Origin of the sequence: Ktedonospora formicarum (assembly GCF_016587355.1) — a bacterium.
In the GTDB taxonomy this organism is placed as follows: domain Bacteria; phylum Chloroflexota; class Ktedonobacteria; order Ktedonobacterales; family Ktedonobacteraceae; genus Ktedonobacter; species Ktedonobacter formicarum.
Genome location: NZ_BNJF01000004.1, coordinates 719,506 through 738,564 on the forward strand (window position 1 = coordinate 719,506; position 19,059 = coordinate 738,564).

Annotated in this window: 17 protein-coding genes and 2 pseudogenes; 7 read left to right on the forward strand and 12 right to left on the reverse strand. The window is 51.9% G+C overall.

Annotation, left to right across the window (positions count from 1 at the left end; translation table 11 throughout):
* Window positions 1-7 precede the first annotated feature (7 nt).
* From K3T82_RS34875 to K3T82_RS34890, 4 genes and pseudogenes are all read left to right on the forward strand, one after another.
* Window positions 8-2,170: a hypothetical protein gene (locus K3T82_RS34875; RefSeq protein WP_220198096.1), complete on the forward strand. Its 2,163-nt coding sequence runs from the start codon at window positions 8-10 to the stop codon at window positions 2,168-2,170.
* Between the two features lie 162 nt (window positions 2,171-2,332).
* Window positions 2,333-2,923 carry an IS607 family transposase gene (locus K3T82_RS34880; protein WP_220198097.1) on the forward strand — a complete coding sequence of 197 codons (591 nt, stop codon included), beginning with the start codon at window positions 2,333-2,335 and terminating at the stop codon, window positions 2,921-2,923.
* A pseudogene (locus K3T82_RS50380) lies at window positions 2,910-4,150 on the forward strand (RNA-guided endonuclease InsQ/TnpB family protein); the annotation flags it as partial. The gene K3T82_RS34880 and the pseudogene K3T82_RS50380, both read left to right, overlap by 14 nt.
* Before the next feature lie 497 nt (window positions 4,151-4,647).
* The gene (locus tag K3T82_RS34890; protein WP_220197999.1) at window positions 4,648-6,495 is read left to right on the forward strand and encodes a reverse transcriptase/maturase family protein; all 1,848 of its coding nucleotides are present in this window, start codon (window positions 4,648-4,650) and stop codon (window positions 6,493-6,495) included.
* Between the two features lie 816 nt (window positions 6,496-7,311).
* On the opposite strand, the gene K3T82_RS34895 is transcribed toward K3T82_RS34890, so the two are convergent.
* Window positions 7,312-7,524, reverse strand: a complete 213-nt coding sequence (locus tag K3T82_RS34895) for a hypothetical protein (RefSeq protein WP_220198098.1) — start codon at window positions 7,522-7,524, stop codon at window positions 7,312-7,314.
* Between the two features lie 148 nt (window positions 7,525-7,672).
* Window positions 7,673-8,176 carry a ClbS/DfsB family four-helix bundle protein gene (locus K3T82_RS34900; protein ID WP_220198099.1) on the reverse strand — a complete coding sequence of 168 codons (504 nt, stop codon included), beginning with the start codon at window positions 8,174-8,176 and terminating at the stop codon, window positions 7,673-7,675.
* Window positions 8,177-8,399: 223 nt separating this feature from the next.
* Here K3T82_RS34900 and K3T82_RS34905 point away from each other — a divergent pair, with 223 nt between their 5' ends.
* Window positions 8,400-9,446, forward strand: coding sequence for a proline racemase family protein (locus tag K3T82_RS34905; RefSeq protein ID WP_220198100.1), 1,047 nt, complete (start codon window positions 8,400-8,402; stop codon window positions 9,444-9,446).
* A 339-nt stretch (window positions 9,447-9,785) separates the two neighbouring features.
* Here K3T82_RS34905 and K3T82_RS34910 read toward each other — a convergent pair whose 3' ends face one another.
* From K3T82_RS34910 to K3T82_RS34930, 8 genes are all read right to left on the reverse strand, one after another.
* A complete protein-coding gene (locus K3T82_RS34910; RefSeq protein WP_236031763.1) occupies window positions 9,786-10,925 on the reverse strand; it encodes an RNA-guided endonuclease InsQ/TnpB family protein in 1,140 nt (379 codons plus the stop codon).
* Between the two features lie 180 nt (window positions 10,926-11,105).
* Window positions 11,106-12,053: an ornithine cyclodeaminase family protein gene (locus K3T82_RS34915; protein WP_220198101.1), complete on the reverse strand. Its 948-nt coding sequence runs from the start codon at window positions 12,051-12,053 to the stop codon at window positions 11,106-11,108.
* A 213-nt stretch (window positions 12,054-12,266) separates the two neighbouring features.
* Entirely contained in the window at window positions 12,267-12,710 is a 444-nt protein-coding gene (locus tag K3T82_RS34920) for a ribosomal maturation YjgA family protein (RefSeq protein WP_220198102.1), read from the reverse strand.
* Between the two features lie 210 nt (window positions 12,711-12,920).
* On the reverse strand, window positions 12,921-13,076 hold the full coding sequence (locus K3T82_RS48380) for a transposase (RefSeq protein ID WP_236031789.1): 156 nt from the start codon (window positions 13,074-13,076) through the stop codon (window positions 12,921-12,923).
* Window positions 13,033-13,320 (reverse strand): zinc ribbon domain-containing protein, encoded by a 288-nt coding sequence (locus tag K3T82_RS48385; RefSeq protein ID WP_236031796.1) that lies wholly within the window; start codon window positions 13,318-13,320, stop codon window positions 13,033-13,035. Before K3T82_RS48385 ends, K3T82_RS48380 begins: the two co-directional genes overlap by 44 nt.
* A 138-nt stretch (window positions 13,321-13,458) precedes the next feature.
* Complete coding sequence (locus tag K3T82_RS48390) at window positions 13,459-13,584, reverse strand: transposase (protein WP_236031764.1); 126 nt, start codon at window positions 13,582-13,584, stop codon at window positions 13,459-13,461.
* Between the two features lie 390 nt (window positions 13,585-13,974).
* A complete protein-coding gene (locus K3T82_RS50385; protein ID WP_420799371.1) occupies window positions 13,975-14,100 on the reverse strand; it encodes a helix-turn-helix domain-containing protein in 126 nt (41 codons plus the stop codon).
* Window positions 14,081-14,248 carry an Arc family DNA-binding protein gene (locus tag K3T82_RS34930; RefSeq protein WP_220198103.1) on the reverse strand — a complete coding sequence of 56 codons (168 nt, stop codon included), beginning with the start codon at window positions 14,246-14,248 and terminating at the stop codon, window positions 14,081-14,083. The genes K3T82_RS50385 and K3T82_RS34930 overlap by 20 nt, the downstream gene beginning before the upstream one ends.
* Window positions 14,249-15,219: 971 nt before the next feature.
* Between K3T82_RS34930 and K3T82_RS34935 the strand changes: the two genes are divergently transcribed.
* Window positions 15,220-16,035 (forward strand): NUDIX hydrolase, encoded by an 816-nt coding sequence (locus tag K3T82_RS34935; RefSeq protein ID WP_220198104.1) that lies wholly within the window; start codon window positions 15,220-15,222, stop codon window positions 16,033-16,035.
* 293 nt (window positions 16,036-16,328) lie between these two features.
* On the opposite strand, the pseudogene K3T82_RS48395 reads toward K3T82_RS34935, so the two are convergent.
* Both K3T82_RS48395 and K3T82_RS34950 read right to left on the reverse strand, forming a co-directional pair.
* Window positions 16,329-17,492 (reverse strand): annotated as a pseudogene (locus tag K3T82_RS48395) (RNA-guided endonuclease InsQ/TnpB family protein).
* Entirely contained in the window at window positions 17,489-18,142 is a 654-nt protein-coding gene (locus K3T82_RS34950) for an IS607 family transposase (RefSeq protein ID WP_420799372.1), read from the reverse strand. Before K3T82_RS34950 ends, K3T82_RS48395 begins: the two are co-directional and overlap by 4 nt.
* Before the next feature lie 119 nt (window positions 18,143-18,261).
* Here K3T82_RS34950 and K3T82_RS34955 point away from each other — a divergent pair, with 119 nt between their 5' ends.
* Complete coding sequence (locus K3T82_RS34955) at window positions 18,262-18,996, forward strand: hypothetical protein (protein WP_220198107.1); 735 nt, start codon at window positions 18,262-18,264, stop codon at window positions 18,994-18,996.
* Window positions 18,997-19,059: the final 63 nt, after the last annotated feature.

The following is a 19,059-nucleotide window of genomic DNA, read 5'->3' on the forward strand; positions in this document are numbered from 1 at the left end:
TCTTACTATGAAACCAGATCCATATATTCGACAAGGCAATATCTTCTTTGTGCCAGTGCTGCGCCACCGTCTCAATTTCGCGGTGCTCGTTCAACAAGCTTTCCATGAGCTTGGTTTGGATCACCATGATCTGATCGCCGTTGAATTGCCTGCTTCTGCCGAAAAACCACTCCGAGAAGCGCTACAACGACTTCCGAGCATATCACTGGCGATTCTCTCTGTGAGTGATAGTGATCAACGTGAGGTCTTCCCCGTCACGCCAGCTGATGCGCTCATTGAAGGTATTCGCACAGCCATCGATCGCGATATCCCGCTTGCTTTTATCGATCAAGAACTCACTCCCGGCCACCTCACTGATCGCATTTGTATTGAAGATGCCCCCTGGCCCGATGATGCTCTGGCCTTGAAGCATGGTGCCGAGTGGTATCTTGATCTCGTTGCAGGGCGGCTTTCACATGAGCCATCGCGTTATGAGCCAGTAGATAGCTGGCGCGAACTTCATATGGCCAGGCGCCTCCAGCAATTATTCCCTTTCTATCAACGCATCCTGGTTATTTCCCATGCCGCCCATATCAGGCCGATCCAACATTTATTGCGGCTTTCACCTCTCAGTTTGGACCATAGTCCGCTCATGGCTTCTGGAGCCATTTCGTATAAAATCTGGTCACCGAGCCTCCCTATCTTAATAAGTTATTTGGATTATATTCCTCATTTAGTGGAACTCTATGAGAAACAGCGAGGTCAGGGAAAAGCGCATCTCTTTGATAAACGCAATGCCCTCTTAGAACTCATCTATAGACTACAAGAGGGGGCAGTAGACATGGATTTTTCGATTCGACACTATCAAGCGTTTACTCAGATGCTCACAAGCATGCTCGAACGGGAAGGTCAGATCTCGCCGCGCATCGAGACAGTCATGGCGGCATGTAGGAGTTGTTTCAATAAACCTTTTAGCGAGCGAGTCTATCGGCATCTGCTCAAGTACTATGATCAGGTCAAGGTCATGCGAATTGGGAAACTGGTAGACACGAAAGAGCCGGTCTACGAAGTAAAATACACCGATTATAAGGATATGCAAAGAGTTTTTGTTGCCCGTAATTGCACTGAACTTGAGCAACATTTTGAGATTCTCTACATACCAGGAAGTGAAGACCACGCGGGGACGAAGGATGGCCCCAATCAACCTGTTGATCAACCCATTCGATACACCGAAATTGAATTAGATGGTCCTCCTCCCAACAGAAGAAACAGGGAGAAAAGTCCTCAAGAAGAGACAGTGACAACATGGATTCCACGCGGCTACTTTGAAAAAGAAATGCGAGCCAAAGCTTTTCATCTCGCGGTCTATAGCCATAGGGAGCAGATAAAAAGTATTGAATTTCGAGGTGCACTGGAAGCAGGAATTGATTTCCGTCGCACACTGCGTACGTACTGGGCAAGAAGACCCAAAGTGTATGTAAAAACACGCCGAAAGTCTTTGGGGAAACCGGTTAGCAGAACGGAGCCAATTGTATGGCTCTTCCAAAAGAGCACCTCTACTACAAAGGAAGTCCCGCATGCTGAAATGCATTACACATGGTGCGGAGAGTGGCATGCTCCACTTATTGCGAATCTGTATGTCGCTGAAGAAAACCATCAGGATGAAAAAACGGTTGTTTTTAATGGGAATAATGCACAGAATATGCTCCTGAAAGTGTACAGGGAGAAAATTTTGGGGATGACTAGCTTTGTGGATGATGGGCTCATGCTTGACGACATAATAGCGGCATGGGGTGCAAACTATCGTGAACGGATTCCCACTGAAAAAGAAGTAGAGTACTTAGATGGCGTTGGGTATACTCTGCACTCTGAAACACTTAACACGATTCAAAATCCTAACTGGTGGGAATATCTCATATTTGGAGCCATCTATTATGCCAAAGAAATCGTACTTATGGTAACTTCACCAGATTTTACGCTTCCCCCTTATGTAGTAAACTACGCCCAGTCAAAGGGTAAAGAGATTATCCATATTTCGCTCTTGCGTTTTACAGCGGATGAAGTACGAAAGCTTCAGGCTTTGTATTGGATTAAACATAAATATCCTTATAAGCTCAATGACACCTCTGATCCTGAATACGTAGCCTATATTGTCAAACACTTTTCTGAAATTATGAAACAGTTCTGGTAATCTCACCAGCCACTGCTCCTTCATTTCTGATCATCTGTCTCTGTTCCCGACTAAAAACACGGATGAAGATGGTCTGCATGGATCTGATCACAAAATGGGTATTGAAAACGATCATTAAAAATATAGCGAATTCCTGATAATCGTTGCGTATCAAGATATGATATGAGCATGAAACTCAGTGACTACGCCAAACAACATGGGGTCCGCTATGAGGCAGCCTGGCGTTGGTTCCGCGACGGGAAAATCCAGGGCAGGCAGGTCGGAGCGCACACCATTCTCATCGATGAACCAGCCAGGACCGCCAGCCCAGCCACAGCCACAACGGTCATCTATACCTGTGTTTCCTCAGCCGAGAACAAGGCCAATCTGGACACTCAGGCGGAGCGATTGGTGGCCTACTGTGCCGCTCGCGGCTACCAAGTGAGCAAGGTGGTCAAGGAAATTGGTTCGGGGGTCAATGACAATCGCCCCAAGTTCCTGGCCTTGCTGGCCGATCCCAAGGTGGGGCGTATTGTCATTGAACGCAAGGACCGGGGGACCCGCTTCGGGTTCCGTTACATCGAGACCTTGCTTCACACCTATGGGCGTGAGATTGAGGTCGTCAATCAGGCCGAACATGGCACAGAAGACCTGCTCTCAGACCTCACCAATATCGTGTACTCCTTCTGCGTCCGGCTCTATGGGCAACGGCATGCCAAACGCCAAACAGAGCGTCTTGTGCAGGAATTGGAGGCCGACCATGCACCTGGTTGAAAAGCACATCATTCTTCGGAGTGATCCACGCTATGCCACACTTGACGCGGCCTGCTTTGCGTCCAAAAATCTCTACAATACGGCGTTGTATGAGATCCGCCAGACCTTCATCTTTGAGGGGAAATACCTCAACTACCATGAAATGGATCGGCGCATGCAGTCGCAGGAAGCGTACAAAGCACTGCCTGCGAAAGTGGCCCAACAGGTACTGCTGCTGCTCGAACGCAACTGGAAATCCTTCTTTGAAGCGCTCGATGCCTACAAGCGCGATCCCTCACCATTTCGCCGACGCCCCCAATTTCCCACATACAAGCACAAAACCACAGGCCGCAACGTCCTCATCTATACGATGCAGGCCGTCAGCCGCAGCAAACGGACCCTTGCCCGGCACCTCATTCAGCCTTCGGGACTAGGCATCCAGATGAAAACCCAACAAGATCCCAAGGCGATTACGCAGGTCCGTGTTGTTCCCAAACACGGCTTTGTCGTTGTTGAGATCGTGTATGAACAGGAGCCGAGCAGCTCGGCCGTCGATCCTGCACTCATTGCTGGCATCGATCCTGGTCTGGACAATCTGATCGCGCTAACATCAAACAAACCGGGTTTTGTCCCGGTCGTCGTTAACGGGCGCGGTCTGAAAAGTACGAATCAGTTCTACAACAAGCGGCGGGCAGAACTCCAACATGCTCTTGGTCGTCCTGGAAATACTCGGCGCATGGAGCGCTTGACGCTCTGGCGCAATCGGCGGATGGAGCGGAGCATGATCTGCACACCATCTCGCGTTGTGTGATTGAGGTGCTGGTGGCTGAGGGGATTGGAACGCTCGTAATTGGTCGCAATGTGGGCTGGAAACAGGAGATCAACCTGGGGAAACGGACCAATCAGAACTTCGTTCAGGTGCCCCATGCCCGGTTCATCGAGATGCTCACCTACAAAGCGGAGCAAAAAGGCATCCGGGTGATCCTCACCGAAGAAAGCTACACCAGCCAGGCCAGTTTCCTGGATCGTGATCCCTTGCCAACCTACCAGCAAAACCAGGAGCATGCGCCTGTTTTCAGCGGCAAACGGATCACACGGAGGCTCTATCGGGCATCCAATGGCCAACTCATTCACGCCGATTGCAACGGGTCCTACAATATCATCAGAAAAGCAGCTCCTGATGCCTTCGGGTCGGAGGGAGTAGAGGATGGGGAGTGCAGGGTTCATCTGCCGGTAGTCCATCCCGTGGTGCGCCCAGAGAGGCGTGCAATCTTCTGTTCCGTGCAGACGGAACCTCACTCAGGCAATGTGAGTAAAGCAGCTCCTTACCTCGACCCGAAAGGAAAGAGTGGAAAAGAGCATGGAGCAAAAAGCCCATTGAAACTCTGGTACCAGGGTCAGAAGATGGGCAGCCAGGTCGTACATGGTCAAGGCTGATTGCTTGAACCCTAGTCGTGGCGAAAGTTGGACGTTCCGTGGGATAGGTACCATCACCCACGTCTGACGATATTCTGTAACTCACGGGTACTGAATATAGCCTGCGTCAGAGCCAGTTCTCAGGGAGGGAAATACGACATACGGGGGATCTACATACGAAGCGAAGATTACACGTAACCTGGGGATTGCCTAAACGTGGAGATGCGCAGGGCAACGGAGGAACCGTAGTACTCAAACGCTCACCGTAACGGGAGAGACAGGGGGAAGGGTTCCAGGGAGTCAGTTCTAAAAGGAGGAGGTTGACTCGGATGAGTCAGAAGACCTTGGAACGATTAGAACACCTACAACAACTGAACCGCAACAGAGAGTGGATCAACCACGACCTGTATAGGCTGATGTACAAGGAAGATCTGTACATTGTCGCCTACGAACGGATCAAGTCGAAACCAGGGAATATGACTCCTGGGACGGACGGGGAAACACTTGACGGTTTTTCCTTGAAAAGCATCCAGGAGATCATTCAGGAAATGAAAACCGAACAATTCCAATTCAAACCAGTACGACAAGAGTTTATTCCGAAATCGAATGGGAAGATGAGGAAACTCGGTATTCCAAGTGTGAGGGATAAAATCGTCCAGGAAGTCATGCGAATGATCCTGGAAACGATCTACGATAGCCCCCACGGCCCATATTTCCTGGAAACCAGCCACGGATTTCGACCAAATCGAAGCTGCCATACGGCGCTTCGTGACTTTCGGGACAAATGGACAGCGGTGAACTGGCTTATCGAAGGGGACATACGCGCCTGCTTCGATGAGCTGGATCATCAGAAACTGGTAGCCATCCTGCGAAAGAAGATCAAAGATGAGCGCTTCCTTAACCTCATCTGGAAACTTCTCAACGCCGGATACATGGACCTTCATGGAGAGAAAAAGGAAAGTCTAATAGGTTCTCCCCAGGGCGGAATCGTCAGCCCCATTCTTGCGAATGTCTATCTCCACAAACTCGACGAATTCGTGGAGGAACTACGACAGAAACAAGAAAAGGGAAAAGAGAAACGCCGGAATCAGACGTACCTTGCGCTGCAAGCCAAACGGTACAGGATGATTAAACAGAGGAGGACGCGCACCAAAGAGTTCAAAGAGATCACTCGTCAAATGAGGGCTACTCCATCGAAACAGACCAACGACCCTGAATACATCCGTGTCAGGTATCTGAGATATGCAGATGACTGGCTCATAGGTGTGTGCGGGAGCCATAGTCTGGCGGAGCAAATCAAACAAGACGTGAAAACGTACTTGCAAGACCACCTCCGACTCACGTTGAGCGAGGATAAAACCCACATTACAAACGCGAGAGCCGAAGAAGCCCTCTTCCTCGGCACCACTCTTAAAATTGGCAATGGGGGAAAAGCTAAGATTAAGCTCCAAACCTCCCCCGCGACAGGAAAAGCGTTCAAACGTCGCTCAACTGGTATGGAAACGATTATGAACGCTCCGTTGCCCAAGCTCATGAAGAGACTCACGGACAGACGTTTCTGCACGAAAGAAGGAAAACCCTTGCCAAGAACGGTTTGGATGGATCTCGACGCGGATCAGATAGTCAACCTGTATAGCGGGGTAAACCGGGGACTCCAGAATTACTATCGATTCACAGACAATTGGGCGCACATGCAGAGGATTCAGTATATTCTCCAATACTCGCTTGCAAACACTCTGGCTTGGAAATACCGAATATCCTTACCCAAAGTGTTCAAACGCTTCGGGAAAACACTGACGGTCCTGGTTCCAGGAAAAGAGGGCAAAGAGGACCGACAAGTCAGCTTCTACCTCAATTCTGACTGGAGCAAGAATCGGGAAAGCTTTCAACGAGGAAACCAGACCGATATTGATCTTGTTCAAACCATGAGGCGCCAGAGAACCCGGTCCAAATTAGGCAGAGCGTGCTGTATATGCGAAAGTACGGAGCAAAACGTCATGCACCATGTTCGTCATATCCGCAAACTCTCACACAAGCGAGAGGCCACTGGTTTTAATAGCCTACTCCGGGCTATCAACCGAAAACAGATCCCAGTATGCCATACATGTCACAGAAAGATCCACAATGGGAAATATGACGGCCTGAAATTAGGAGAACTGGCGTATATCCCGCTCTGAAAAGGGAAAGAAAAAGTAGGGACTCCTGGAGAGCCGGATGCGTGGAAACGCGCCAGTCCGGTTCGGGGGGAACCGTTGGAAAAGGTCTTTTTCTCCACCGACAAAGGAGAAAAGGAACCTCGCTGGCGGTTTACCCTACAGGCTGTCATTCCCTCACAAACCCGCTCGCGAGAAAATCCTGGCCTCTGTCAGGATACGCTAGTCGCGACGGAACTATTCCTGTCACATACCCTTTAGAGAGAGGAGGTCAAAGGCCTCGCAGCTTGATCTCTACGGTAAGTAGCCAAATAGCGGACCAGCAGTCCCTGTAGCGCATCGCCAAGATTCTTGAGAATGTGAAACCTGTCTGCACACTGGGACTACTTGGGGAGCGGCTGTCTTCGCTGCTGATGTAGAGCCCCCCTCTCCGGTCTCAACTCACCAGTTCAATTTCCAGGGTGGGTTGCTATCCAGGTAGCAGCGGTTTCTGCAGACCTCGCTGGCAGAACATCAATGACTTTGTAGCGTTGCATGTCAACAAGGATCGCGTCATATGTTTGTCCACATCAGAACGTGAAATCACCTGCCCCAAGCATTATCACCTGTTGGATTGGTTCTGTTGCAAGTGCCATGATCCAACGAAGCACCGTCATCCAGGAGGTCTTGATCCCTCATCGCTCAGCGAAATGTGCTCTCAACATCCTGCCAGTCGCAAGGTCGGGAGTCTAAATAACGTGCATAGGCTCGCACTCTTCCCCTGAGGAAGACACAGACCAAGCGGAAGAATATCCAACCAGTTCGCCCCACAGACATCCGAATAGAGCAGGTGCATGGTCGCTAACCGTTCACTCTCTGGCTTCCCATCAACGGTGATATTGGTGAGAGCCAGGCCAATGTTTGCTGCTGTTGGGTGGAGAAGAGCCAGCCGTCCACCAGGGAAAGGGTGTGAGAAAGCGGGCAACGCAGCGCGAAGAAGGAGGTATATGAGCGAGGAGGGAAGAGAAAGGCAGGCAATTGTTCCTCATCGTATCGAGCAGTGTTGCTCAACACAAGCTTATATTCTTTCACTGTTCCTGAAGCATTATTGCACAAAACAGGCATTTTCTTTTCAACGCTACTTACGAAGCCGCCTCTCAAACAATCGGATGGGTGAAAAATACACATCTCCTTAGCAGAGAAGCGGCATCATGAAAAAAGGTTAGAGACGCTGGCGCGCTAGCCACGCTTCGATCGTGAGCTTGTGTTCATCATAATGCCCAAACGTATCGCCCTCGGCGACCTTCCAGAGCGCGCTCCCTTTCATCCAAGCAAAACGCCCTGGATCAAACAGGTCTTCCTCGCTCAGTGCTCCAGTAGCTGCCAGAAGCTGCTGATAGGAGGTATGAAAATCCTGTTTGACCTCCGCCAGTGGTCGCGAACGGTTGGCAACAAATGTTGCATGATTGAACTGATCCACGTCCTCATCTGTTTTCACTGAGGGGGTGAGTTGCGGCTGTTCATTGCGCCGAGCTGCCTCAAGAATCTGGGCAGCACGCCCTTGCCAGGTTGCCAGATGGACCAAAATATCTTTGAGCGACCAATCGCCGCTTACCCCTGGCTCGGTCAACTGCGTTTCGCTGAGTGGGGCGAGAAGTACTTCAAAAGCTGCATAGCCACGCTCCATCATTTCGAGCAGTTCGGCTTTATTTGTCAGAATGGACATAGTGGATTCTCCTTTCTGAGAACGCGAAATATGTAAGGAAGAGATAAAACGCCTAGCCTCTTTGCTTTCGTACCCAGTTATGGAAAGGCGTGCTCCCGCAAAAGCAGTTGGTCACGATATGAGTCGCAACAGCTACTTCTTGCGTTCATCATAGCATCTTCTTGTTATATACTGAAAAACACCCTTCTCTCAATGGCCTATTTTTTTCGCAAGGAGCAGACCAATGGATCTCGATTGGAAGCAGTATCGTCCGGCAGAAGGGACCGTCATTCTTAGTACGATCGATGCACATGCAGCTGGTGAGCCATTGCGCATCATCACTGGTGGGCTTCCTCCCTTACAGGGCGCAACTATCCTGGAGCGACGACGCTTTATGCAAGAGCATTATGATCACCTCCGGAAGGCATTAATGTGGGAGCCACGTGGACATTTCCATATGTACGGGGCGGTGCTCACGCCGCCTGTCACGCCAGAGGCCGATTTGGGTGTGCTGTTTCTGCACAATGAAGGATATAGTACCATGTGCGGACATGGCATTATTGCACTAGTGACCACGCTGGTGAAAACCGGCGCGATCAGCCCCCAGGGACCACATACGCCTGTCACCCTTGACACGCCAGCCGGGCTGGTTCGCGCAACGGCGCACCTTGATAGCAGTGGGCAAGTAGAACGCGTCTCGTTCCTTAATGTCCCTTCGTTTGTCTATGCACACGAGGTCGAACTCGACCTGCCGACCTACGGGAAGTTGGCGGTTGATATCGCCTTTGGCGGAGCCTTTTATGCGATTCTTCCAGCGGAGCGTGTAGGGTTGCGAGTGGCGCCGGAAGCAACTGCGCAGCTCGTGGCTGCAGGCTCAGCCATCAAAAAAGCGGTGAATGCCAGGCTCTCGATCACGCATCCGTTTGAAGAGGACCTGGGCTTTCTGTATGGCACGATTTTGACCGACGCCCCGCAAGATCCAACGCATCACAGTCGCAATATCTGCGTCTTCGCCAACGATGAGGTAGATCGCTCTCCAACTGGGACTGGTGTGTCAGCTCGTTTGGCACTCCACGCGGCCCGGGGTGAAGTTGCCGACGATCAGCCAGTGGTGATTGAGAGTCTCTTAGGGGAAATGCATACCTTCAGCGGGAGAGTCGCAGGACGGGCAGCGGTAGGACCCTTTGAAGCCATCATCCCTGAAGTTAGCGGAACAGCTTTTCTCACTGGTCGCCACGAATTTCTCATAGAGGCCGCTGATCTACTTGGACAAGGTTTTTTGCTTCCCTGAGTTGTCACGCTGTCCATAGAGAGTCATGCCCTTTGGTCTCAAGCGCAGAGCCCTGTCAGTATTCCCTCATGCGGATCAGCCAGTTCTGTGGCACCCCGCTGTCCTCTCTGAGGCATTCGACTGCCCGTCAGCCAACAACTGGCTTCACAAGAACTTCGTCTAAACGCCAATAGGGATGTATTCCGAACTCCGAACCAATCCGTTCTCCGAAACTTACCCATATATGGACAAGCCATACACAGTGTTCGATTCCTGCTTCAATGCAGAGAGCAAACTTTTCGCTCGTCTTACCCCTGCTCCACAGGCGTCACTTCCCGCAGAACTTGCGGTACGCCGTTTTCATTGTGCCAATGCCGCGAGATTTTTGGCGGCATTGTCATCTCGATCCTGCACGTTTCCACACTCCAGGCAGACAAAGACCCGATCCGAAAGCGTGAGCGCCTCATTGACCCATCCACAACACGAACAGGTTTTTGAGGAGGGTTCCCAGCGCGAGGCCAGCAGCACCTTCACCCCTGCCTGCTCGGCTTTGTAAAGGATCTGCCGCTTGAACTCGTACATGCCCACATCGGCGATGGCTCGAGCCAATCTGCGGTTCTTGAGCATGCCTGCAATATGCAAATCCTCGAGCACGATCACACGCGGCCTCTCTTGATCGGGCTTGGTTCTCGCCACGATCTGAGCGGTCGCTTGGTGCAAGGCATCGTTACGCACGTTGGCGATCCGGGCATGCATCCGTGAGAGGCGCTGCTTTGCTTTCTGGCGATTGCGTGATCCTTTGGCCTTGCGGCTATGGCGTCGCGACGTGCGCTTCAACGCCGTGATCTTCTTGCGCAGCGCCCTGGGGTTCTCGAACGTACGTCCATCAGACAAGGTTGCCAGCCGCTTGATTCCCAGGTCAACTCCAATGACGTCACCTGTGGCGGCTTGCGGGTCTTTCTCTCCTTCGGCGTCCCCATGCACACAAATCGAGACAAACCACCTGCCTGCTTGCTCATGGATGGTGGCACTGCTGATCTTGACGTTCAGAGGGAGATAGCCGTGCTCTTTGAGTCGGAGCACCCCCAAACGGGGCAACTGGATGGCATCCGGAAACACCCGAATGCTCCCGGTGAAGCGAGCGCCACCGATGGCTTTCTTGCGGCTTTTGAAGCGAGGATAGCCACACTTGTCTTTCCATGTGCCCTCTTTTTTGAGCCGGCACTTGCGAAAAAAGTGCTTGAAGGCGGCATCCAGGTCACGCAAAGCCTCTTGGAAGGCGCACTTGCTGACCTCGCGCATCCAAGGCTCAGAGGGTTTGAGAGCATTGATCTCGCGATGCAGATCGATGGCGGTGGGCGTTTTCTGCCCAGCTTTGTAGGCCTCTTGTTTGCGGCGAAGACCATAATTGTACGCCCAGCGAGCGGCTCCGGCATGTTTACGGCAGAGCGTCTTTTGCGTGTTATTAAGATCAAGTTCTCCCCGATACCCACGGACCAACTGTTGCTCTTCTCCCTCTGTCTCGAAAGTAGAACAAATACACCAGAAAACCACTCCTTTGGCAAGGGGGACACATGTCACTAATTGTCTACATCTGTCTCAAGAATAGAAAACTAATTATATCCCCCATCATCCCGCTTCCCACCTTGTTGTCTACGTTGCACAGATGCCCACAAAGAATTAGAACACGACGCTCCGGCCAACTCCCTCCTGTTTCGCACGGTGATAGACGAGGCTGGCAGCAACCATATCCTCAGAGGCATGCCCCATGGCCTTGTAGACGGTGATCTCGTCTGTAGATTGCCTTCCCTGGCCCTGGCCCAGCAAAACCTCACCAAGCTCGGTGCCAGAGCTTGCATCCAATCCAGCTAGTTCAGCACAGCCAGCTGGTGGCGGTTCGAAGGCCTGTCGAGCCTCCACGAAGAGGCGCGCTGAAGCTATCACCTTGGGGTCCAGTTCTCCGCCCGGAGGCGCATAGCCAACTGAGGTGACATGTACCCCAGGTGTGAGCCAGTCGAGGCGAATCACCGGCTCAACGGCATTCGTACACAGGCACACCACGTCGGCTCCACGCACAGCCTCTTCAGCAGTCTCCACCGCACGTGCCCTGGCGTCGATGGCCGCCAGCTGCTCGGCATGAGTGAAGTGGCGCGAGGCAACACGAATCTCGGAGAAGGAACGAGTGTGGGGAAGCATCAAGAGATGCGCATGGCCCTGCACTCCAGCCCCGACAATCGCCAGCACGCGAGAATCTGTCCGCGCCAGAATTCGGGTAGAGAGGGCAGCAGCCCCAGCCGTCCGTAGCGCAGTAATGGAGGTCCCATCCATCAATGAGAGGGGAGTACCCGTCTCTGGATCGAACAAGCAGATGAGGGCCTGGTGTACAGGAATGCCGAGCTGCTTGTTCCCGTGAAAGAGAGTGACCAACTTGACGGTGACTTCTCGGCTCTGCTGATAGGCTGGCATGGCGAGCAGAAGCCCGGTGTTGGGAACAGTGACTTCAATGCGTTTGGGGGCATTCACCTGGCCGCGACTTTGCGCCCTGAAGCCCTCGGAAAGCTGGTCCAAGAGCATCTCAGGGTCCAACAAGCTCTGGACCTCTGTTTCATTGAGCATCAAAATGTCCATAGGAACCTCCTGCAATCAGTAGAGAGTGTCATCAAAACCTCCGCTTCATTGTAGTACATGCAGAAGTAGAGAAGTACCTCCAGATACTTGATTACTCTGTGTTAGGGGTAGTGCTCCCCTGTTAGGAGTGCAGTCGTCACGACCTGACCAACGGATCTGTTCTCATTGGCAACTCGGTGCTTGTTCACCAACGCCAAATACTTGAAAAGTAGTTCATAACGTGTTCATCGGATTATTGCCCTCTCCCTTGCGGCCCGTAGTAGCTAACGTAACGCAGGGCCTGGTCATTTTTACTTGAAGGATCTCAAGAACGGCGATCATGGCACAGCCAATGGCGTAGCACGTAATATCGTTCCAATCAAAGACCGAACCCACAATAATTTGTAAGATGGTATTCTCTGATCCTATGAGACTGGCAACATCAAAAAACTGTAGGATTTCTACTGTGAAAGCAATGAGAAAAACATACAGAGGTAAGAATGCAACGCGCTCCGGAAGAAATATTCGTAGGAAAGAATACACACCCCCTACAGCTAAAATATCTCCTATGTAGGGGCGAACAAATGCATCATGAACAAAAATAGCAATCAATATTTCAACGGTAAGCAACAGAAGAAACATCAGAAAATAGAGACCTCGCTTTTTTCCCTTGGACATAATGTCTGTTCCCTCCAAAAATAGACATTTGCTCACGTGTTCAACTTTTTCACATGAGTATGTTCATATTACTTTTTCAGTATGGATAGACTCCAACCGCCCTCGTGCAAGCTCTGATTGCTTGTTTGGAGTGCCTGATTCTCGCGTTGCAGGTGCGCCAGTCCTTCATCCTTTGTGACGACTCCGCATAGGCTAAAGCCTAGCGGCTTCTCAGGAGGCTTGCGCCTCTTGAAGGCTCCGTCCGAGCCAAAGAGCTTTTCTGTTCAGTGCAGCATTGTGATCTCGATCCAGTTCGCAGCCATACTCGCAAGAGTGCCAGCGTTCAGCAAGCGTCTTCTTGCGAACCGTGCCGCAACTGCTGCACACACGGGCTGGTGTACTTGGGATCAACCTTTACCACCTGGACAGTACCAGCATTCTCAGCTTTGTACTCGCACATGACAATAAACATTGCCCAACCAGCATCCATGATCGATGTGTTCAAGCCAGACTTCGCACTGGCCCCGTTAGGGAGGCATTGTCCTGTCTCCTCATCCTGTTTCGGCTTCGCTCGTTTGGACAAGTTGGCAGGCGTGATATTCTCGAACACGATGGTTTCGTAGGTATTCACTACACGGCGCGACCATCGATGAAGGGAGTCATTACGCTGGTTTCACACCTTCCTGTGAAGTTTCACAACGCGCTGGGCAGCCTTCTTGCGGCGATTACTCCCGCGCTTCTTTCTCGAAAGCGCTTGTTGAGCCTTTGCTCATCTCTTCCCAGCCTTGCGATACTGCTTCGGGTTCTCAATGACGTCACCTGTAGAGAGGGTTGCTCGTTTGCTCACCCCAAGGTCAATGCCCACTGCCTCATCTGTGTAGGGAGTGCGTGGCATTGCCTCTCCTTCACAGACAAACACCACATACCAGCATGACCCCTCGCGTTTAACAGTGGTTGTCTTGACCTTCCCTTGTAATTCACGATGCCACTTCACTTTGATTGCGCCAATGCCAGGAATCTGAAGCCGCTGATCGTTGATCTTCCAACCAGCAGCATCAGGAAAGAAGAAACTCTCATAGCTGCGTACCGACTAATAGCGCGGGTATCCTGCTTTATCGCCACACTTACAGCGACGGTAGAAGGCTTTCTAGGCATTGTCTACGCAATGAAGCACATTTTGCAGGACGTGAGAGCCGATCTCTTGATACTCTCGCCTGATTTCATTGCGAATGACGGTGAGAGATCGGCATTGCGCTGCAAAACTGATGGACTCATGGGCATATCTCTATGCATCTTTTCGCTCTTGAAGCGCCGCATTGTAGAGTTCGCAACATCTTGCAAGCGTCCAATCCAGCTTCTCGACTTGCTTCTTGGTTGGGTAGAGTCTCAGTTTAGACGCTTTGATTGGCATCCTTGCTCTTCTCCTCCTCTCGTTGAATGTAGTCGCGTAAAGCCCAGATCACTTCACCATTGAACGAACGCTCGTGCTGCACTGCGAGTGTTTTGAGCGCTTCCCAGACATCAGGCGGGAAGCGAACTTGTATTTTCTTCTCATCCATGCACCTGTTATACATCTTAATTAGGTGTATGACAACGGCTGAAGCCAAACACGCCTGACCACTGCCGTTAAAACGGCATGGCTTGCGGCGGGCTAAAGCCCATCCTTTGTCATGAGCTTACTGTAGCAAATCGGCGTTCTTCTCTACAACTGCATAGCCTATCTAAACAGTTACTAGTTTCGAAGGAGGTCTTTAAATATGAAACGCAATATTTCGATCGATAAATTCACTCAACTGGACTTCTGTTTTTTGGAATTGCTATATATGATGCATACAATGTCAGACACCGGATACTCTATGAAGCCGCTCATATCCTCAATCCACCAGAAGCTATCAGGAACAATTGATACAGTAGGAATACCGAAGCTCTCGCATTCCCTGGGATATGCCACCATCATTGATCACAACGCTCGATAATCACGCCTTAGGCCAATTCACTATCAACAGTTTGACTTTTGCACTTTACACACATATACTCATAAAGATCATCTTTGCTGTCTGGTTCGTTGTAACCTTTCACCTCGCATCCCCTGGGCTGCGGAGGGAAACATGGCAGTACAATGAGTATCTTTGGGAAATGATGCTCTCACTGAGAGTAAAGCGCAGATGTCCATGAACCTGCTGCTCCATGCGCGGTTGTTGGATGCGCCACGTGTCAGTGATCACCTTCTCCCGATCGTCAGGAGAATACGTATTCCCTCAGGCTGATCATCCTGAGCCGCCGAATAGGCGGTATAAGTTGATTATTTCGTTCCTACATACACCGACAGGCTGGAAGGAGCCAACGTGTCTGGTGGAAACTGGGGGCCTAAGGTCCTCTCGGAAGAGTTCTCCACGGTCTTGCCCGTGGGACGTAAGGTTAACATCGACGAGTTCATCGCCGTTGCGCACAGCAAGCTGGTGCGCAACAACCACCCATTCGGCAAGCTGTTCTACACACCGTCCGGGGAGCGCCAGAACACTGGATCCCCGTGGCCACGGGGCGCTTCAGCATCACCTCCTCGCTGGTCTCGAAGGGAAGGTACCTGCGACCGGAGGTGCGGGAGGCGAGGGCTGCCCTGATCACAGAGGAGAAAGCAAAGGCGGCACGCAACGAGCGAGCCATCCTCCCAGACGAAAGGCGGGAGATCCTGAGCCTGACCGTCCGCCTGGAGACGGGACACCCCGAGTTGGTGTTGCTCACGGGCGACACCAACTATTACACCATCCGTACGCTGCAGGAACTGCGCATGAAGAAGGGCCGAGACAAGCCGACGACCGTCGCCAGGTACTTCCAGAACCACTGGGGCATGAGCACCCTGGTGGAGGCGCGAGGCGACGACGGACAGCCGGTGCTCGTCTTCTCAAGGCGTAGCGCTCGGGTCGACTTCTACCCTGGCTGCTACAACGTGACAGCCAGTGGAGCGATGGAGAAAGACGACTTCGACGCCTTGGGTCAGATGAACCTGCTCCGGGTCGCCACCCGCGAACTGGGGGAGGAGACTGGGATTCAATTCGGTTCGAGTGACACGTACGAGGTGCTCGGGCTGGGGTACAACCCCGAGAAGAGCGACTGGAACCTCCAGACGCTCGTCCGGACCAACCAGCCTGCACGTGAGATCCTGGCGAATCGGGGCAAGGCCCCCGACGCCTGGGAGACCGATGACCTTTTCCTGGTCGACGCAAGTCGGCCGGAGACGGTGATCGCGGCACTCAGGAAGCACGAGAGCGAGTGGACGCCGACCGGCGCGGCGGCCGCAGACACCTACCTGAGGCGCGTGTTCGGCTCCGTGGACCTTGCGGCCTGAGGGACGTTGCGGTGGTAAGCCTGCACATGTTGATGTGCAGGCTGCCAGGGCGGCGCGGCTTCAACACAGCTGCGCCTCCCTGGTCGCCGCCACCTCTTCAGAAGGTGCTCACCCAATATAGGCACAAAGCCGCTCTTTACGTTCATACTTCTCGTCCACCTACTGCATAGCTGTGTTTGGTACCCAGCCTCCCGCTACCTCCCCCTGTGCTGCCACTCTTCGTTTGGTACACTTGCCGTTATCAGGAACTTACCCAAACATGGACAGGCCATATTTCGTGTCCTGTTCCTGCTTCATCCACCACTGCCTGAAGTTTCAGGTCTTACGCGATGTCCACAGGCGTCACTTCCCGTGTAACTCACGGTACGTCTCTCACCACCATTTTCGGCGAAAGCAGCTACGTTATAGGCAGCGTTCAAATCACGGTCCATGACCACGCCGCATTCCATGCACACAAACACGCGATCCGCAAGCGTCAAGTCTTCTCTCACCCAACCGCAGGCATGGCATGTTTTACTCGATGGTTCCCACCGTGATACCAGTTTCACCTCAATACCGGCAAATGCCGCCTTGTAAAGGACTTGACGCTTGAACTCATACATGCCCACATCAACAATCGCTCGACTCAGCTTGCGGTTCTTGAGCATGCCACTGATGTTGAGGTCTTCCAGCACGATACACGTCGGACGTTCACTCTCGGGCTTGGTTCTCACCACAAGAGCGCTGGTTGCTTTGTGCAGGGCATCGTTTCTCACATTGGCTATGCGTGTGTGCATACGAGCTCAGCGGCGTTGGGCCTTTTTCTGATTGTTGGATCCTTTGACCTTACGAGAATGCCACCGTGACGTTCGTTTGAGGGCGGTGATTTTCTTGCGCAATGCCTTTGGGTTGTCAAACATACGACCATCGGAAACCACTGCCATCATCTTTCTACCTACGTCCACACCAATAGCTGCGCCCGTTGCTGGTATTGGTTCAGGCTGTTCCCTATGGAAACACACCGAAACAGACCAACGTCCTGCTTTTTCGCTTATCGTGGCGCTGCCGATCTTCACATTCATGGGCAAGTACCCACGTTCTTTCAACTTGAGCAATCCTAGACGGGGTAACTGGAGAGCATCAGGAGAGACCTTGATCGCTCCTGTGAAGCGAGCGCCGCCTATCGCTTTTTTCTTGCTCTTGAACCGAGGATAGCCACACTTGCCCTTCCATAAGCCCTCTTTCTTGAGACGGCACTTACGCAAGAAGTGCCCAAAGGCGCTGTCCACATCTCTGAGGGCTTCTTGCAAGGCGCATTTTGAGACTTCATAGGCCCAGGGGATGTCCCTTTGTTTGAGCGCGTTGATTTCCCGATGCAAGTCAATCGCTGAGGGTGTTTTCCGTCCTGCTTTGTATTCTTCCTGCTTGCGACGGAGACCATAGTTGTACGCCCAACGAGCTGCCCCGCAATGCTTCAAAGCGAGCGTTTGTTGTGCATCATTGAGGTCTCATTCGACCCGATAGCCCTGCTTGACGAGCATTCCTCGGGCTCCTCATCTTGCATCACGTGCTCAACACACTGCTTGATTTTTTCAGCACGCCGTTTACTGTGACGCCGTCCATACATACGAACCGCCATGCTGGTGATAACGCTCACGAAATCGTCTACCAACTCATCGTCTGTCTCAGTCTGGAAAATCATCTCCACATGCCGCCCTTGTGCCTCCAATAACGTGACGATATAGTGAGCGCCGAAGCGGGTCAAGCGGTCTCGATTCTCAACAATGATGGTTCCGATACTGCTATCAGCGAGCAGTTTTTCCAATTTCGGACGTTTGTCATTGAGTCCCGAGGCAATCTCTGTCACTTCTTTGGAGACCTGATAGCCTTTGGCCGCTGCGTAATCCTTTAAGCGTGCAAGTTGGCGGGTTAAATCCTCTTTTTGATCAAGTGAGGAGACCCGCGCATACAGGGCAATACGTCCCGTCAGAGGTTGCACAGTCTGTGGATCACGCACAATGACGGTTCCGGTCTCTGTTTGATAGGCATCTAGCATGCCCGCCTTGTACCATCGCCATGCGGTCTTGTAGCTAATGCCCTGTTGTCGTGCATATGTGCTTAACTTCATGGCTATATTTTAGCATATTCTGTCCATGTGTGGCAACATCTTATAAAAAGAGATTTCACCCTCATGAAAATGTGTTGTAGCACATCCTTTGTACAATAGCGCCATGAGAGGTGAAAACTATGGGGCGACGACAACTCATCATCGAGCAAGCCTCTTTCTGTAGCGAGAGGCTTCCCTTTCGGGTACATATCCATGTTGATGATCAGACACCTATTGGCCCATCATGGGTGACAACACTGGCAACGCACTTACACTATCCTCTGGTTGACTCCTTTGGCGCTCCCATCACGTACCGCTTGCGGTGCATCTCGCGAAAAGGTCTCCTGCTGACATCAAGCCGCTTTGTTGATGTCGAATTTCCTTCTGGGAGCCATTTTGTCCTGGAGCCTGAGACCTATCACACAGAAGAGATGCCAGCTGTCGCACTTGACCAGCGTTTCTCTACGAATCAAGCCGACTCTTCCTTGCGGATTTCTCGACGAGTGATCATAAGAAGTTGTATGCTTGCAGGCGTTAGCTTGTTTGGGCTGGGTTCGGGGGTAACAACCGCCTTTGCCCAACGCCTCCTGACGCAAAAGCCTAGTATCACATCAACTCACAAGCAGGCAACACCGCTCCCCTCTGGCATTTGGGGAGAGAAAAGGAGCAATGTTGGGAAGGGAGGAGAGGCAGAGAGCAGGAGTGGAGGAGGCGCGCACCTCCCCACCAGATCCTCCCACGCATCCTTCCTGAGTACCTTTTGCTTGCCAGGGGTAGGCCTATACAATAGAACAACGACTCTTATTAAAGCACATGCAAGCACAGATTATATCATGCTTGATTCCAAGTGCGCCTATTTGTCACTTTCTGTCTAAAGAAATAAAAACGAATTATAACCCCACTGTATTCTCAAATACGCATGAAAAAGGAGCGCATGA

Bases quoted from the DNA above. Each gene is read 5' to 3' on its own strand.
- K3T82_RS48390 (WP_236031764.1), bottom strand. From the start codon at position 13,584: ATGCCACGCACTCCCTACACAGATGAGGCAGTGGGCATTGACCTTGGG.
- K3T82_RS34930 (WP_220198103.1), bottom strand. From the start codon at position 14,248: ATGGATGAGAAGAAAATACAAGTTCGCTTCCCGCCTGATGTCTGGGAA.
- K3T82_RS34890 (WP_220197999.1), top strand. From the start codon at position 4,648: ATGAGTCAGAAGACCTTGGAACGATTAGAACACCTACAACAACTGAAC.
- K3T82_RS34900 (WP_220198099.1), bottom strand. From the start codon at position 8,176: ATGTCCATTCTGACAAATAAAGCCGAACTGCTCGAAATGATGGAGCGT.
- K3T82_RS34880 (WP_220198097.1), top strand. From the start codon at position 2,333: ATGAGCATGAAACTCAGTGACTACGCCAAACAACATGGGGTCCGCTAT.
- K3T82_RS34915 (WP_220198101.1), bottom strand. From the start codon at position 12,053: ATGGACATTTTGATGCTCAATGAAACAGAGGTCCAGAGCTTGTTGGAC.
- K3T82_RS50385 (WP_420799371.1), bottom strand. From the start codon at position 14,100: ATGCCAATCAAAGCGTCTAAACTGAGACTCTACCCAACCAAGAAGCAA.
- K3T82_RS34950 (WP_420799372.1), bottom strand. From the start codon at position 18,142: ATGAAGTTAAGCACATATGCACGACAACAGGGCATTAGCTACAAGACC.
- K3T82_RS34875 (WP_220198096.1), top strand. From the start codon at position 8: ATGAAACCAGATCCATATATTCGACAAGGCAATATCTTCTTTGTGCCA.
- K3T82_RS34920 (WP_220198102.1), bottom strand. From the start codon at position 12,710: ATGTCCAAGGGAAAAAAGCGAGGTCTCTATTTTCTGATGTTTCTTCTG.
- K3T82_RS34905 (WP_220198100.1), top strand. From the start codon at position 8,400: ATGGATCTCGATTGGAAGCAGTATCGTCCGGCAGAAGGGACCGTCATT.
- K3T82_RS34955 (WP_220198107.1), top strand. From the start codon at position 18,262: ATGGGGCGACGACAACTCATCATCGAGCAAGCCTCTTTCTGTAGCGAG.